Origin of the sequence: Microbulbifer marinus (genome assembly GCF_900107725.1) — a bacterium.
Lineage (GTDB): Bacteria > Pseudomonadota > Gammaproteobacteria > Pseudomonadales > Cellvibrionaceae > Microbulbifer > Microbulbifer marinus.
Map to the genome: position 1 here is coordinate 872,459 of NZ_FNQO01000002.1, position 15,974 is coordinate 888,432.

14 protein-coding genes are annotated in these 15,974 nt (G+C 62.7%); 10 read left to right on the top strand and 4 right to left on the bottom strand.

Annotated elements, in window-relative coordinates:
* Nucleotides 1–15 precede the first annotated feature (15 nt).
* The 3 genes from BLW36_RS11750 to BLW36_RS11760 all read left to right on the top strand — a co-directional run bounded on the left by BLW36_RS11750 (nt 16) and on the right by BLW36_RS11760 (nt 4,344).
* Nucleotides 16–1,434 carry an FAD-dependent oxidoreductase gene (locus tag BLW36_RS11750; protein ID WP_091388479.1) on the top strand — a complete coding sequence of 473 codons (1,419 nt, stop codon included), beginning with the start codon at nt 16–18 and terminating at the stop codon, nt 1,432–1,434.
* A gap of 267 nt (nt 1,435–1,701) precedes the next feature.
* Nucleotides 1,702–2,781 (top strand): uroporphyrinogen decarboxylase, encoded by a 1,080-nt coding sequence (gene hemE, locus BLW36_RS11755; protein WP_091388480.1) that lies wholly within the window; start codon nt 1,702–1,704, stop codon nt 2,779–2,781.
* A 192-nt stretch (nt 2,782–2,973) separates the two neighbouring features.
* Entirely contained in the window at nt 2,974–4,344 is a 1,371-nt protein-coding gene (locus tag BLW36_RS11760; protein ID WP_091388482.1) for an HD-GYP domain-containing protein, read from the top strand.
* Nucleotides 4,345–4,400: 56 nt separating this feature from the next.
* Here the strand turns inward: BLW36_RS11760 and asd are convergent, their stop codons facing one another.
* Genes asd through rsgA form a run of 3 tightly spaced genes read right to left on the bottom strand, consistent with a single transcriptional unit; the run spans nt 4,401 to nt 7,126 of the window.
* Entirely contained in the window at nt 4,401–5,264 is an 864-nt protein-coding gene (gene asd, locus BLW36_RS11765; protein WP_091388484.1) for an archaetidylserine decarboxylase, read from the bottom strand.
* A gap of 30 nt (nt 5,265–5,294) precedes the next feature.
* A complete protein-coding gene (locus BLW36_RS11770) occupies nt 5,295–6,104 on the bottom strand; it encodes a sulfurtransferase (RefSeq protein WP_425286754.1) in 810 nt (269 codons plus the stop codon).
* Nucleotides 6,092–7,126, bottom strand: coding sequence for a small ribosomal subunit biogenesis GTPase RsgA (rsgA, locus tag BLW36_RS11775; protein WP_091388488.1), 1,035 nt, complete (start codon nt 7,124–7,126; stop codon nt 6,092–6,094). The genes BLW36_RS11770 and rsgA overlap by 13 nt, the downstream gene beginning before the upstream one ends.
* Nucleotides 7,127–7,302: 176 nt before the next feature.
* Between rsgA and orn the strand changes: the two genes are divergently transcribed.
* On the top strand, nt 7,303–7,842 hold the full coding sequence (orn, locus tag BLW36_RS11780) for an oligoribonuclease (RefSeq protein ID WP_091388490.1): 540 nt from the start codon (nt 7,303–7,305) through the stop codon (nt 7,840–7,842).
* A 22-nt stretch (nt 7,843–7,864) separates the two neighbouring features.
* On the opposite strand, the gene queG is transcribed toward orn, so the two are convergent.
* Entirely contained in the window at nt 7,865–8,983 is a 1,119-nt protein-coding gene (gene queG / locus BLW36_RS11785; RefSeq protein WP_091388707.1) for a tRNA epoxyqueuosine(34) reductase QueG, read from the bottom strand.
* Between the two features lie 150 nt (nt 8,984–9,133).
* On the opposite strand from queG, the gene BLW36_RS11790 reads away from it, so the two are divergent.
* The 6 genes from BLW36_RS11790 to hfq all read left to right on the top strand — a co-directional run bounded on the left by BLW36_RS11790 (nt 9,134) and on the right by hfq (nt 15,921).
* Nucleotides 9,134–10,615 (top strand): NAD(P)H-hydrate dehydratase, encoded by a 1,482-nt coding sequence (locus BLW36_RS11790; RefSeq protein ID WP_091388492.1) that lies wholly within the window; start codon nt 9,134–9,136, stop codon nt 10,613–10,615.
* Nucleotides 10,615–11,100 carry a tRNA (adenosine(37)-N6)-threonylcarbamoyltransferase complex ATPase subunit type 1 TsaE gene (gene tsaE / locus BLW36_RS11795; RefSeq protein ID WP_091388494.1) on the top strand — a complete coding sequence of 162 codons (486 nt, stop codon included), beginning with the start codon at nt 10,615–10,617 and terminating at the stop codon, nt 11,098–11,100. The genes BLW36_RS11790 and tsaE overlap by 1 nt, the downstream gene beginning before the upstream one ends.
* A 66-nt stretch (nt 11,101–11,166) precedes the next feature.
* On the top strand, nt 11,167–12,477 hold the full coding sequence (locus BLW36_RS11800) for an N-acetylmuramoyl-L-alanine amidase (protein ID WP_091388496.1): 1,311 nt from the start codon (nt 11,167–11,169) through the stop codon (nt 12,475–12,477).
* Nucleotides 12,478–12,583: 106 nt separating this feature from the next.
* Nucleotides 12,584–14,464, top strand: coding sequence for a DNA mismatch repair endonuclease MutL (gene mutL / locus BLW36_RS11805; RefSeq protein ID WP_091388498.1), 1,881 nt, complete (start codon nt 12,584–12,586; stop codon nt 14,462–14,464).
* A gap of 67 nt (nt 14,465–14,531) precedes the next feature.
* Nucleotides 14,532–15,455 (top strand): tRNA (adenosine(37)-N6)-dimethylallyltransferase MiaA, encoded by a 924-nt coding sequence (miaA, locus tag BLW36_RS11810; protein ID WP_244506236.1) that lies wholly within the window; start codon nt 14,532–14,534, stop codon nt 15,453–15,455.
* Between the two features lie 181 nt (nt 15,456–15,636).
* Entirely contained in the window at nt 15,637–15,921 is a 285-nt protein-coding gene (hfq, locus tag BLW36_RS11815; RefSeq protein WP_091388502.1) for an RNA chaperone Hfq, read from the top strand.
* Nucleotides 15,922–15,974 lie beyond the last annotated feature (53 nt).

Sequence of the window (15,974 nt, forward strand, 5' to 3'; positions counted from 1 at the left end):
GGTGGAGAGAAGTTTATGAAAGAGAGACTGAGCAACGACTTCCAGTTTATCGATGTGGGCCGTATGGACCCGCCGAAAAAAGACATCATCACCCGCACCAACGAGTTCGTGGAGATCTACCAGCCGTTCAGTGAGCGCCAGGTGGCGAGCCAGGCGCACCGCTGCCTGGACTGCGGCAACCCCTACTGCGAGACCGGCTGCCCGGTGCACAACTATATCCCCAACTGGCTGAAGCTGGTGACCGACGGCAACATCATGGAGGCGGCGGAGCTCTGTCACCAGACCAATACGCTGCCGGAAGTCTGCGGCCGCGTCTGCCCGCAGGATCGGCTGTGCGAGGGGGCCTGCACGCTGAACGACGGCTTCGGTGCCGTGACCATCGGCAGCGCGGAAAAATATATCACCGACACCGCCTTCGCCCTCGGCTGGCGCCCGGATCTGAGCCATGTGGAGAAGACTGACAAGCGCGTGGCAGTGATCGGCGCGGGCCCCGCCGGTCTCGGCTGTGCCGACGTGCTGGTGCGCAACGGCGTGCAGCCGGTGGTGTTCGACAAGTACCCGGAGATAGGCGGCCTGATCACGTTCGGTATCCCGGAGTTCAAGCTGGAAAAGTCAGTGATGCAGAAGCGTCGCGAGATCTTTACCGACATGGGGGTGGAGTTCTGCCTGAATACCGAGATCGGCAGGGACATCAGTTTCGAGCAGCTGCTTGAAGAATACGATGCGGTGTTTATGGGCATGGGCACCTACAACTATATGAAAGGCGGCTTCCCTGGTGAAGAGCTCCCCGGCGTTCACGATGCACTGCCGTTCCTGGTGGCAAACGTGAACCGCAATATGGGCTGGGAAAAGAACCCGGAAGAGTTCATTTCCGTCGAAGGCAAGCGCGTAGTGGTACTCGGCGGCGGTGATACCGCGATGGACTGCAACCGCAGTTCGATCCGTCTCGGTGCCAAGAGTGTCACCTGCGCCTACCGCCGCGACGAGGAAAATATGCCGGGCTCCCGCCGTGAGGTGGCCAATGCGAAGGAAGAGGGCGTCAGGTTCCTGTTCAACCGCCAGCCGGTGGAGATCGTCGGCGACGGGAAGGTGAGTGGCGTGAAGGTGGTCACCACCCAGCTCGGCGAGCCGGACGAAAACGGCCGCCGCCGCCCGCAGGTGGTGCCGGGCTCGGAGGAGATCATCCCGGCGGATATCGTGCTGGTGGCCTTCGGCTTCCGCCCCAGCCCGGCGGAGTGGTTCGGCGAGCACGATATCGAGGTGGCTGACTGGGGCGGTGTCGTCGCGCCGGAAAGGCAGCAATTCAAGTTCCAGACCAGCAATGCCAAGGTGTTCGCCGGCGGCGATATGGTGCGCGGTTCCGATCTGGTGGTCACCGCCATCTGGGAGGGGCGCCAGGCCGCGGAGGGTATCCTCGACTACCTTGATGTTTGATCCTGAGACCGCGGAGCTCCAGCTCCGCGGTGTAGGTAGTTGGCACAGTGGCGGCCCTGCCGCCGGCTTTTGCTTGCGGGACACGCCGTAAATACATCCCTGTAGGCTTGTCGGCGAGGTCCCTCTCGCCGACAGTCCCGCAAGCGAATCCCGACAGCAGCGCCTTCGCGCTTGTTTCTTTATTCTGATCTAGACGCCGCTCCCCTGTCTTAGCTTCCCCGCTCTCTGTACAATAGCCGCCTTTTTAGCCAGCCAGTTTTACAGATCATGTCCGAAGCCAAGCCCTCCGAACTGAAAAACGACCGCTTCCTGCGCGCCCTGCTGCGCCAGCCCGTGGACCGCACGCCGGTATGGATGATGCGCCAGGCCGGTCGCTACCTGCCCGAATACCGCGCCAGCCGCGCCGAGGCGGGCAGCTTTATGGACCTGTGTCGCAACACCGAACTGGCCTGCGAGGTGACACTGCAGCCGCTGGAGCGCTATCCGCTGGATGCGGCCATTCTGTTCTCCGATATCCTGACGATTCCCGATGCGATGGGCCTGGGGCTTTATTTTGAAGAGGGCGAGGGGCCCAAATTCCGCAAGCCACTGCGCAGTGCCGCGGAAATCGAGGCCCTGCAGGTGGTGAACAGCGAGCGGGACCTCGACTATGTGATGAATGCGGTCAGCACCATCCGCCGTGAATTGAATGGGCGTGTGCCGCTGATCGGCTTCTCGGGCAGTCCCTGGACACTGGCGACCTATATGGTCGAGGGCGGCTCCAGCCGCGACTTCGCCCGCTGCAAGGAGATGCTCTACAACCGCCCGGAGCTGATGCATCAGTTGCTGACGGTGCTCGCCGATTCGGTAACCGACTACCTGAACGCGCAGATCCGCGCCGGGGCCCAGGCAGTGCAGATCTTCGATACCTGGGGCGGGGCGCTGAGTCACGCTGCCTACCGTGAATTCTCGCTGCAATACATGGCGCGCATCCTGCAAGGGCTGATCAAGGAGGCGGACGGGCGCCCGGTACCGGCGATACTGTTTACCAAGGGCGGTGGTCAGTGGTTGGAGGCCATGGCGGACAGTGGCGCCTCTGCGCTCGGCCTGGACTGGACCACGGATATCGGCAGCGCCCGCGCGCGCGTCGGCGGCAAAGTCGCTCTGCAGGGCAACCTGGATCCAGCGGTGCTCTACGCCAGCCCGGAGCGCATACGCGCTGAAGTCGCGGCGATACTGGAATCCTTTGGCACGGGATCCGGGCACGTGTTCAATCTCGGCCACGGTATCACGCCCAGAGTTGACCCGGAGCATGCGCGCGCGATGATCGAGGCGGTATTAGAACTGTCGCCAAAATATCACGTCTGAGCTTCGCGATATTGCGTGGTTGGAGTGCTTTAGTATTGCTTCCGCGACCTGCGTCACGTTTTGGGTGGGTGCTATACAGGATCCGCCATGTTATAAATGAGGGCTGGTCCGCGTGGCGCTTGCTATAGCTTATAATTGCTGCGGCCTTGCGGGCGGTTCAAATAATACAAAATATCGACGGCTACACTTCCCTTGGCGATCGAACAGGCAAAAGTCTTTGTAGAAGACCTACAGCGCGGCATGTTTGTGTCCAGGCTCGACCGGCCCTGGACGCGTACGCCATTTGCGCTGCAGGGTTTCTATATCCGCGATCTGGAAGAAATTCGCCAGCTGCAGAAATACTGCCGCTATGTTTACGTCGATGTTGTTAAAAGCGTCGGCGATGCCGGCGTCAAGCTGCGCGCCCTGTCCCGTGCCTCGTCGCCGACCTCTCTCTCTTTACAATCCAAGAGACAGCATGGCGCGGCTGTACCCGTGGCTATTCCCTGTCGGCCGGTACAGATTTCCCACAAAGCCTATCCGCCGCCCATTCCCGCGCGCCGCGAAGCGGACAAGGCGCGCAAACTCCACCGCCGGCTGCTGCAGGGCATGAACGAAGTGCTGGTGCAGGTTCAGAGCGGGCGCCCGCTGGCCATGCGACAGATCAGTCGTATGGTCGAAGAACTGGTGGAGAGCATACTGCGCAGCCCCGATGCCTTTACCTGGCTGGCGAGGGTGCGGGATAAAGACGAACACACCTACGGTCATGCCATCCGCGCCAGTATCTGGGCGGTGGTGTTTGGCCGTTATATCGGCCTGCGCCGACACGAACTGGTACAGATGGGGGTCGCGACCCTGCTCAAGGACGTCGGCAAGGTGATGATTGACGGCCAGGTGCTGCAGATGGCCAACCGCGATCCCCGCAGCGAGCTGGAATACCGCAAGTTCGTCGAACACAGCGTCCGATTGTTGTCGGAGGATCCGCAGATGGATCCACAGGTGATCAATATCGTCCGCAGCCATCGCGAACGCCATGATGGCAGTGGTTACCCGATGGGCCTTCGCGGCGACAAGATTCCGGTGCTCGCCCGCATTTGCGGCATGGTGACCTTCTACGACGAGACCACCAATCCCCGCGGCGCCAACCAACCGGTGGCCCCGTCGCGGGCGGTGGCAAAACTCTACGGCCTGCGCGACATCGCGTTTCAGGAGCAGCTGGTTGTGGAGTTTATTCAGGCTATCGGCCTCTATCCCACCGGCACCCAGGTGGAGCTTTCCACCGGTGAGGTGGGCGTTGTGGTCGAGCAGACCTACGAGCGGCGCCTGAAGCCTAGGGTGATGGTGATTCTGGACAGCGACAAGCGTCCGCTGGCGGAGACGCGGTTATTCGATCTGGCTGCGGACGAAGACCGCAAACAGAAGCTGATTGAGCATGGCAAGCTGAGCCCGCAGGCCAAGGTAACGGTCGCAAAGGATGTGGAGCCCGGCCGCTACCCGGAGGTTGACGTGGCCGCGGTTTGCGACAGCTATCTGTTCAGTCAGCAACGGCTGCCGGGAATCCTGTCCCGCCTGCTAAAGCGTTAGTTCCCTTTCTTTATAGTACCTGCGAGGGCGGCCCCGCGACCGCCCTGAAATCAGTGCTATTTCTCCGCCGCCAGGATATCCCCGAAGTGCTGTCCCATCTTGACTTCGCTCTCTGCGCCCAGTGATTCCAGCCAGCGCACCTGGTCGGCGCCGAACAGCATGATCACCGTGGAGCCAAGCTTGAAGCGCCCCATTTCGGCACCTTTTTCCAAATGGATCGGTGCGGTTTCGCCATATTGGGTGGTGCGCACACGGCGCTTGTGCGGGGTTACCAGGCCTGCCCACACCGTTTCGATACTGGCCACGATCATTGCGCCCACCAGGATCATGGCCATGGGGCCGGCGGCGGTATCAAAGATGCAGACCACGCGTTCGTTGCGGGAAAACAGCCGCGGCACCGTCTCGGCGGTAACCGTGTTTACCGAAAACAGCTGTCCCGGCACATAGGTCATACTCTTCAGTGTGCCGGCGATCGGCATATGCACGCGGTGGTAATCTTTCGGCGACAGGTAAACGGTGGCGAACTTGCCCCCGGTAAACTGTGCGGCAACCTGCGGATCGCCGCCAACCAGCTCCAGCAGGCTGAAATCGTGGCCCTTGGCCTGGAAAATCCGGCCGTTGTGGATTTCGCCGAGCTGGCTGACGGCGCCATCCGCCGGGCAGGCGATGGCATCGTCACCCTCAGCGATCGGGCGCGCGCCGTCCTTGAGCGCGCGGGTGAAGAAGTCATTGAAGCTGGCGAATGCAGTGCAGTCGCTCTGTTCCGCCTCGTTCATGTCCACATCGTACTTGTCGACGAACCAGCGGGTAAACGGATCCTTGATCGCTTTGATACGGGTCTCGGCCAGGGCGCCGGCGGCACGGGACAGGGCCCGCTGTGGAGTCAGGTATTGCAGTGTGGTAAAGAGTTTTGGGTGCATAGGGTTGCATCAATTCCTTTCGGTTTTTATTTATTGCTCAACCGGCGCGTCGGGCAGGTTCCCCCACTCGCTCCAGGAGCCTGGATAGGCGCGGATATCGAATCCGAGCGATTTCCCCACCAGCCAGGTAAAGCCGGAGCGATGATGGCTCTGACAGTGGGTGACGATTTTCTTGCTGCTGTCGATGCCGAGCCTGGCGAGAAACTCGCGCGCGTCACTGCGAATACGCAGGTCGCGCTGTGGGTCCATCAACTGCGTCCATTCGCAGTTGATGGCGCCCGGAATATGGCCACCTTTCAACGCGAGCACCTTTTCGCCGCTGTATTCCTGCGGTGAACGGGCGTCCCACACGCGAAAATCGGGCTCATGCAGGTGCTGCTGGATCTGTTCTGCGTCCATCAGCGGCGAGGTGTCGATATCGATTTCTAGGTCACTGGGTGCAGTCTCGGCCGGCTCGGAGGTGAGTGGCAGGCCGGCGCCACGCCAGGCGTGCATGCCGCCGTTCAGGTAGCTGTAGTTTTTATGGCCGATGACTTCCAGGGTCCACAGGAAGCGCCCGGCCCAGCCGCCGCCCTCGTCGTCACAGGCAACCACATGGTGTTCCGGGCGCAAGCCGATGGCCCGGAAGACCTCCGTCAGTCGCTCCTGGCTGGGTAGCTTGCCCGGGGCCGGTGGTGTACCCGCCATCAGCGCCTGAAAAGGAAGGTGCACGGCGCCGGGGATGTGTCCGTCTAGATAGTTCTGCGGGGAGCTCAGGTCGACGATCAGCAAATCCTCGCGCTCGAGCTGCGCGGCCAGTTGTTCCGCTTCGATAATCAAGTCCAAGTTCAATTCTCCGATTCGAGGCTGTTGCGCAGATGCAAGAAGCTGTTCATGCGCCTGTCGCTAATATCGCCGCGCGCCAGCGCCTCGTTGATGGCGCAGCCGGGTTCGCCCTGGTGACGGCAGTCGCGGAAGCGGCAGTGGCCAATAAACGGTCGGAACTCCACGAATCCCTCCAGCAGCGATTGCTCGTCCATGTGCCAGAGACCGAATTCGCGGATGCCGGGGGAGTCTATCAGATTGCCGCCGCTCGGCAGGTGGAACAGTTCCGCCGCAGTGGTGGTATGGGTGCCTTTTTGGGTGGCTGCGGACAGGGCACCGATGCGTGCGCCAGCACCGGGCAGCAGGGCGTTGATCAGGGACGACTTGCCGACACCGGACTGGCCGACAAAGACGCTGGTACCTTGGGCCAGGGTATCGAGCAGTTCGGGTAGCCCTTCGCCGGTTTTGGTCGACAGCCGCAAAACCGGATAGCCGAGTTCGGGGTAGGGAGCGAGCAGGTCTTCCAGCGCGTCGCGGTTGCTGTCGTCGATCAGGTCTATCTTGTTCAGCAGCAGTACCGGCGGGATGCCGGTGCTCTCTGCGGCCACCAGATAGCGGTCGATGGCATTGGCAAAGGGTTCCGGGTACGGAGCGATCACGATCACGATCCGGTCGATATTGGCGGCCACGGTCTTGAGATCGCCGTAGCGATCCGGCCGCTGCAGTTCTGAATGCCTCGCCAGGCGCGCGCCGACCACGCCGTAACCGCCCCCGCTTTCGCCCACCGGCGGGCTCCAAGCCACCCGGTCGCCGGTCACCAGCGTGTCGATATTGGCCCGCAGGTGACAGCGTTGGCGTACTGTCGGATCGCTTTCGCCTTCAACCAGTACCTGGGTCCCGTAGTTGGCAATCACCAAGCCGGTCTGTTCCGGCCCCAGATGACCCTCTTCCAGCGCCTGTTCTGCGGACTCTGCACGCTTGCGCGCGCGCTCTTCGCGCTCTTGCTGGATCTTCTCGATACGCCATCGCTGGCGCCGGTTCAGTTTGCGTTTGCTCATGGGGCGGGGATTATAGAGCTTTTGTTGATGGTAGCCGCAGAAAGCCGCACCGGCATGTGCCGATGCTGGCGACAAACCGGATTGAGACCATGGGCCCGGGGCGGCTGATAGGGTAAATCGCCGCTTGCAACGCCGGTCCAATGCGGTAACTTGCTGGAACTGACTAAGGAGGCCCTGTGGATCAGAACAATTTGATCTGGATCGATCTGGAAATGACCGGTCTGGATCCGGAAAAAGAGCGCATCATCGAAATCGCCACCATCGTGACCGATTCAAAACTGAATATTCTCGCCGAGGGTCCGGTCATGGCCGTGCACCAGAGCGATGCGCTGCTGAATGCGATGGACGACTGGAATACCGAGCAGCACGGCGGTTCCGGGCTGGTGGCGCGGGTGCGGGAATCCACTATTTCCGAGCGCGAGGCCGAGCGTGAAACCATCGAGTTCCTGCGCCACTGGGTGCCGGAGGGCGCTTCGCCGATGTGTGGCAACTCGATCGGTCAGGATCGCCGCTTCCTGGTCAGATATATGCCGCAGCTGGAAGCCTACTTCCACTACCGCAACCTGGACGTCAGTTCCGTCAAGGAGCTGGCGCGCCGCTGGCGCCCGGATGTGCTCGAGGGCGTGAAGAAGCAGAGTAATCATCTGGCGCTCGATGATATCCGCGATTCGATCGAGGAGCTGAAACACTACCGCGAGCATTTCTTCCGCGTATAACGAGATGCCGGGCTTTACCGTGTTAGAGCGTTGAGCCCGTTGCCGGGCGCCTGATCTTGCGCTTGCGGCGGCGCCCGCTGTGCAGACGCGCCAGCGCCCATTCGATATGTTCCCTCACCAGCGGTGTGGCCTCCGGCAGTGCGCGCTCCAGCGCGGCAATGACGTCCGCACCCGGCCGCCCGTTGCCCAGCGCGACCGCCAGATTGCGCTGCCAGCGTTCGAAGCCGATGCGCCGGATGGCGGAGCCCTCCGTCTTGCGCAGGAATTCCTCCTCGCTCCAGCCGAAAAGTGTCAGCAGGTCGCCGTCGTCGAGGCCGTGGCGCGGGTGAAAGTCCCGCTCCGCTGTCGGCTTGGCGAACTTATTCCACGGGCAGATGATCTGACAGTCATCACAGCCAAATACCCGGTTGCCCATCGGCTCGCGGAACTCCTCCGGAATGGGCCCCTTGTTCTCGATGGTCAGATAGGAAATACAGCGGCGTGCATCCAGCTGGTAAGGACCGACGAAGGCGTCGGTCGGGCAGACTTTCAGGCACGCAGTGCAGTCCCCGCACTGGTTGGTTTCGTCGCTGTTGTCCACCGGCAGGGCCAGGTTGGTGTAGATCTCGCCGAGGAAGAACCAGGAGCCGGCGCCGGAATTGATCACCATGCAATTCTTGCCGATCCAGCCGAGGCCGGCCTTCTCCGCCAGCGCCCGTTCCATCACCGGGGCGCTGTCGGTAAAAGCGCGGCCGCTGGAGTCCATGCCGTTGGCGTTGCAGAAGTCGTCAATTCTCTGCGCCAGCTGGGCCAGTCGCTTGCGGATCAGCTTGTGGTAGTCGCGGCCGTTGGCGTAGCGGGATACATAGGCTTTGTCGGCGTCCTTGAGTACCCGTACCGGCTGCGTATCCGGCGGCAGGTAGTCGAGGCGCGCGCTGATCACGCGCAGCGTGCCCGGCTGCAGCAAATCCGGCCGCCAGCGTTTCTCCCCGTGGGCGCCCATCCAGTCCATGTCGCCGTTATGGCCGGCATCCAGCCACGCGCGCAGGCGCTCACCGTGCTGCTCCAGCTGGCAGTCGGTGATACCGATCTGTTGGAAGCCCAGTTCGCGCCCCCAGATCTTGATCTGGGTCGCCAGCTCGGTGAGCAGTGTTTCGGTCATGGATGCGGTCGGCTCGATACCCGGCGCAAACAATTTGAGCGCAGGGGGCGGTATACTTTGCTGTCACTGGTGCGCGACAACGGCTTAATCGCCTATTCTGCCACAGATTAAATTTTGACCACTAATCCTTGAGCTTATCGCGGGAGCCGAATGGACACGCCTCAACCCCTGTACAGCGCCGCGTCGGTGCGCGAACTCGACCGGCACACAACGGCCGCGCTGAAAATCCCCTCCATTGCGCTGATGAAACGCGCCGGTCGCGCCGCATTTGTGCAGTTGCAGAAGCGCTGGCCCGAAGCGAGACGCATCCAGGTGTTCTGCGGTGGCGGCAATAACGGGGGCGACGGTTATGTGATTGCCGCGTTAGCGGCGGAGAAACAGATACCGGTTACCGTCTATGCCTGTATCGATCCGTCCCAGCTCAAGGGGGACGCGCTGGAAGCCTGCGAATACGCGCGTCGCGAAGGCGTCCATATCGTCACTTCGCTGACCGAGCTGGACAGAGGCGATGGCGATACCGTCGTGGTCGACGCGCTGCTCGGTACCGGTTTTGCCGGCGAGCTGCGCGAGCCGGTCGCCCATGCGGTTGAGCGCATCAACAAGAGTGCCGGCCCGGTGCTGGCGGTGGATATTCCGTCCGGACTGAGTGCCGATAGCGGCAGCGCCGGCCACGCCGTGCATGCGGATGTCACGGTGACATTTATTGGCCGCAAACTGGGGCTTTTCTGCGGTCGCGGTGTGGCCCTTTGCGGTGATGTGGTATTCGACAGCCTCGGTGCGCCGCAGCAGGTCTACGCGAAAGTGGAGCCGCTGGCGCAGCGCTTCGATGCCGCCAGTGTAAAACGCCTGCCGGCGCGCGCGGCGGACAGCTACAAGAACCAGTTCGGACATGTGCTGATCATCGGCGGCGACAGCGGTTTCGGCGGTGCGGCGGTGATGGCCGCGCAATCTGCCGCGCGCGCCGGTGCCGGATTGATTTCGCTGGCGACGAGGCCGGAGCATCTGCCGGCGGCACTGACCCGCTGTCCGGAAGTGATGGCGCGCCCGGTGATCTCCGGGCAGGAACTGGAACCCTTGCTGGAGGGGCCCGATGTAATTGCAGTGGGCCCGGGGCTCGGCCGCGCGCCCTGGGGTGAACAGCTGCTGGCCCGCGCGGGTCGCGCCGATGTGCCGCTGGTGCTGGATGCGGACGCGCTGAATATTCTCGCCGGTGGCCGTGTGCTGGCCGGTATTGAGCGGGATGACTGGGTGCTGACGCCCCACGTCGGCGAAGCGGCGCGGCTGCTCGATTGCGATACTGCCGAGGTGCTCGCCGATCCGCGCGCGGCGGCTGTTGCGGTTCAGCAGAAATTCAGTGGTGTGGTGATATTAAAGGGCGCAGGCACACTGATAGCGCACGACCGCGGCGTAGACCTGATAAACAGCGGCAATCCGGGCATGGCTTCCGGCGGTATGGGCGATCTGCTCACCGGGATCATCGCCGCGCTGATCGGTCAGCATATGACACCGCTGGAGGCGGCGCGCCTGGCGGTCTGGTTGCACGGTGAGGCGGGTAACCGCGCCGCGGAAGACGGGCAGCGCGGCCTGCTGGCCACCGACATGCTGCCGTGGATACGGCGACTGGTAGATTGATGGAAAGTGCATTGACGTTGCGGCTGGCCGATGAGCAGGCCACCGTTACCGCCGGGGAATCCCTGGGGCGGGCCTGCCTGGTCTCGGGCATGCAAAGCGGTTTGACGCTGTTTCTGCACGGCCAGCTGGGGGCCGGCAAGACGACCTTCTGCCGCGGGGTGCTGCGCGCTTTCGGCCATGCGGGGGCGGTCAAGAGCCCGACCTACACCCTGGTGGAGCCCTACGAGCTGGGTGCGCAGCGCGTCTACCATTTCGATCTCTATCGACTGGGCGATGCCGAAGAGCTGGAATTTATGGGGGTGCGGGATTATTTCGCCCCGCACAGCCTGAGCCTGGTGGAGTGGCCGGAGCGCGGCGCCGGTGTGTTGCCCGAGCCGGACCTGGAGCTGGAGCTGGAGGTACTGGATCGCGGTCGGCAGTTGCAGCTGATCGCACATTCGCCGCAGGGCGATGCAGTGCTGAATGCGTTGCGAAAACTAACGTAAAAAATATTGTCTAGATTCTGGGTGCAGGGACGAGCGGCGAAGAATAAACGACAGGGTAGAACAGCAATGAAATCAGTCTGGCAACGCATACTGGGCGCAATAACCGTGGTAGTGCTGGCTCTGCCGGCCCAGGCGGTGGAGGTGGAAGGCGTGCGTGTGTGGCGCGCCCCCGATCACACGCGCCTGGTGTTCGATCTCAGCGGGCCCGCCGAGCACAAGCTGTTTACACTCAGCGGCCCCCACCGGGTCGTGGTTGATGTTGCCGATACCAACCTGGTCGCGGAGCTGGACAGCCTCGAACTGGACAACACCCCGATCGAGCGCGTGCGCCACGGTCGCCACAACAAGAAAGATCTGCGCGTAGTGCTGGATCTGAAGCAGCAGACCAAGCCGCGCAGCTTCGCCCTGCGCCGCCACGAACAGCTGCCGGATCGCCTGGTTATCGATCTGTACGACCGGGTGGAAAACGAAGAGAAAACCCTGCTGCAGGTCAGTCGCGAGCGGGATATCGTCATTGCCATCGATGCCGGCCATGGCGGAGAAGATCCTGGCGCGCTCGGCCCCGGCGGTCTACGGGAAAAAGATGTGGTCTTGGCGATAGCCCGTCAATTGCACAAGGCCATCGATGGCAAGCGCGGTTTTTCCGCCAAACTGGTGCGCAGCGGAGACTACTATATCCCGCACCGCGAGCGGGTGAACAAGGGCCGCCAGATGCGCGCCGACCTGTTTGTGTCCATTCATGCTGATGCCTTTACCCGCAAGGATGCCCGCGGTGCCGGTGTCTACGCGGTGTCCTCGCGCGGGGCTACCAGTGAGACGGCGCGTTTTCTGGCGCAGCGGGAGAACGAGTCCGACCTGATCGGCGGTGCGGGCAGCCTGAACCTCGGCGACAAGGACGATACGCTCGCCGGCGTACTGCTGGATCTGTCGATGACCGCGACCATGAATGCGAGCCTGGATATCGGTGCCAGCGTGCTGTCGCAGCTGGGTGCCGTCACGCACCTGCATAAAAAGCGTGTCGAGCAGGCCAATTTCGCCGTGCTGCGCAACCCGGACGTGCCGTCGATCCTGGTGGAAACTGGCTTTATCACCAATCCCTACGAGGCCAAGCGCCTGCGCGACCCGGCCTTCCAGCGCAAACTGGCACAAAAACTCAGCGACGGTATAGTGGCGCACTTCACCACCCGGCCACCGGCGGGCAGCTGGTTGGCCGCCAACCGCAGTCGGGTGGAGCGCCGCCACACCATCGCCCGCGGCGATACCCTGTCGGGTATTGCCGCGCGGTACAATGTGTCGCTCAACGAACTGAAAAGAATGAACGGTATCGACACCTCGGTGATCCGCGTCGGGCAGACGCTGACCATACCTTCGGGCTGAGTTGTGACCCCGGGACCGGGTATGGGAGTGGGCGCGCCGGAAAGAACAGCCCCGCCCGGCTCCGCGCCGAGGCTTCTGAACTTCGAATCACGATTTGTAATTTTATATGCCGGACAGAATTCAGCAGTTATCCCCCCGCCTCGCCAACCAGATCGCCGCCGGTGAGGTGGTGGAGCGTCCCGCCTCGGTGATCAAGGAGCTGCTGGAAAACAGCCTTGATGCCGGTGCCACGCGCCTCGACGTGGAGATCGACAACGGCGGTATCAAGCGCATCAAGGTGCGGGATAACGGCAAGGGCATTGCCAAAGAGGACCTGCCGCTGGCGCTGGCGCGCCACGCCACCTCGAAGATCCACGCTCTGGAGGACCTGGAGGCGGTGGCTACGCTGGGCTTTCGCGGCGAGGCGCTGGCCAGTATTTCCTCGGTGGCGCGTCTGGCGCTGACCAGTAGCCGCGACGACAGCGGCAAGGGCTGGCAGGTCAGCGCCGAGGGGCGCGACATGCAGGCGCAACTGAGCCCGGCGGCCCATCCGCGCGGCACCACGGTGGACGTGCGCGATCTGTTCTTCAACACCCCGGCTCGGCGCAAGTTCCTGCGCACTGAAAAAACCGAATTCAACCGCGTCGACGACACCATCAAACGCCTGGCACTATCGCGTTTCGACGTGTCCATCAGCCTGCGTCACAACGGTAAGGGTGTGCACAACCTGCGCGCCGGCGATGGTCGCGTCGAGATGGAGCGGCGTGTGGCCCAGGTGTGTGGTCCGGCCTTTATGCAGAATGCGCTGCATATCGATGTGGAGCGCAGCGGCCTGCGTATGTGGGGCTGGGTCGCGGAGCCGGCCTTCTCCCGCTCCCAGGCGGACCTGCAGTTTTTCTACGTCAACGGGCGCGCCATCCGCGACAAGGTGGTCAGCCACGCGGTGCGCCGCGCCTTCGCCGACGTGCTCTACCACGGTCGCCACCCGGCCTTCGTGCTCTATCTGGAGCTGGATCCGGCGTCGGTGGATGTGAATGTGCACCCGACCAAGCACGAGGTGCGGTTCCGCGACAGCCGCCTGGTGCACGACTTCCTGTTCGGCAGCCTCCACAGGGCCTTGGCGGATGTGCGGCCAGGACAGCGGGAAGAGGCCGCGCAGCCGCAAGAGGAGAAGGTCGGTGGTATCAGCGCCGGTGAATTTGCCGGTCAACACAAGATGCCGCTGTCCGCCCGCCCGTCACCGGATAGCTTGCAGCAGCAGATGAATACTTACGGCGCCCTGCACCAGCCCTATCAGCCGCAGCCCGGTGTTGCCGAGGGCGCACCAGTTGCTGTGCCGGCCGTGTCCGAACCCGACACAGGGTCTGCACCGCGCGTTTCCGGCTGGAATGCTGCGATGCCGGCTGCTGCCGAAAGCGAGGAGGCGCCGCCCTTAGGATACGCACTGGCACAGCTGCACGGTATCTACATCCTGGCGCAGAGCGCACAGGGAATGATCGTGGTGGACATGCACGCCGCCCATGAGCGCATTGTCTACGAACAGATGAAGGCGGCGCATGCCGCCGGTGGCATTCAGGCGCAGCCGTTGCTGGTGCCGGTCAGCCTGGCCGTCAGCCAGCGTGAGGCGGACTGTTTCGAAGAGCGCAGTGAGGTGTTTACGTCGCTGGGATTTGTACTGCAGCGCGCCGGGCCGGAAACCCTGCTGGTGCGGCAGGTGCCGACCATGCTGCACGGTGCCGAAGTGGAGCAACTAGTGCGCGATGTACTGTCGGATCTGCTCGCCGAAGGCGGCAGCGACCGCATCGGCGAGCGCATCAATGAAATCCTCTCCACCATGGCCTGCCACGGCTCCGTGCGCGCCAACCGCCGCCTGACGGTACCGGAGATGAATGCGCTGCTGCGGGATATGGAGCACACCGAGCGCAGCGGCCAGTGTAACCACGGCCGCCCGACCTGGACCCAGGTTAAACTGGCCGACATGGACAAGTGGTTTATGCGCGGCCAGTAACCGGGCGCGAAAAGGACGTGTTTTGAGCGACCACCTTCGGGGCGGCAAGCCCCGTGCGATATTTCTGATGGGACCGACCGCCTCCGGCAAGACGGATCTGGCGATGGCGCTGGCCGACCGGCTGCCGGTGGAGCTGATCAGTGTCGATTCGGCGCTGGTCTACCGAGGTCTGGATATCGGCTCTGCCAAGCCGTCACCGGAGGAACTGGCACGCTATCCCCACCGCCTGATCGATATCTGCGACCCCAGCGAATCCTACTCCGCCGGCCGTTTTCGCCGGGATGCTCTCGCCGCCATGGACGAGATTGCTGCGGCGGGGAGGGTGCCGCTGCTGGTCGGCGGAACCATGTTGTACTTTCGCGCTCTACTGGAAGGTATGGCCCAGTTGCCGGAGGCGGATCCGGCCATCCGCGCGGAGATCGAGGCCCGCGCCGAGCGGGAGGGTTGGCCCGCACTGCACGCGGAGCTGGCCGAGGTGGATCCGGAATTGGCCGCCGATTTACACCCCAATCACTCTGTGCGTATCGAGCGCGGACTCGAGGTGTACCGGCTCACCGGAGTGCCGCTGTCTCAGTTGCGCCGCGAGCAGGCGCGGGATTCGGTCAGCGAACACTACGATCTGCGCCAGCTGGCGCTGTTACCGCGCGACCGGGCACTATTGCACCAGCGTATAGCAACGCGCTTCCGGCGCATGCTGGAGCAGGGCTTTATAGAGGAGGTGCAGGCGCTGCGCGACCGCGGCGACCTGCACGAGGACCTGCCCGCCATTCGCGCGGTCGGCTACCGCCAGGTTTGGCAGTACCTGGATGGCCGCCTGACCTATGATGAAATGGTCGATGCGGGCATTGCCGCTACGCGCCAGCTGGCCAAGCGCCAGCTGACCTGGCTGCGACGCTGGCCGGATTTGGCGGGTATTTACGCACAGGATGTCGATGGCAGAGTGCGCAAAAATGACGAAATATTGGCGGAAGCCTTGAAATTTCTCGCCTGAGCATCCATAACGGAGGTGGGCCAATATACGACAAGCCCACTCAGTCAGTTTTTTCACAGAGTCCGGCGATTTCCGGCTCTTTTTATACGCGTATTCAACCTCAGTCGTTTCTTAGTCCACGGGTTTCGTGGGCGCGATTGCGGCCTGCATTCGCTTCCAGCTTTTGACAAGGAGAAAAAAGATGTCAAAAGGGCACAGCTTACAAGACCCTTACCTCAACGTATTGCGCAAAGAGCGTATCCCGGTTTCTATCTATCTGGTTAATGGCATCAAGCTCCAGGGGCAAATAGAATCATTCGATCAGTTTGTGGTATTGCTGAAAAATACCGTCAGCCAAATGGTGTACAAACACGCCATATCCACCGTTGTCCCGTCCCGCGCGGTGCGTGTACCGCTGCTGAACCCGGCGGCCCAGGGTGGTGCTGGCGAGGGCGCTGGTGAAGGTGGTGAGCAGACCTTCGGTTAAACCGTCCGAGCTTCAAGGTTTAATCTGCGCCTCGGCTTGCCGGGGCGCCCGCA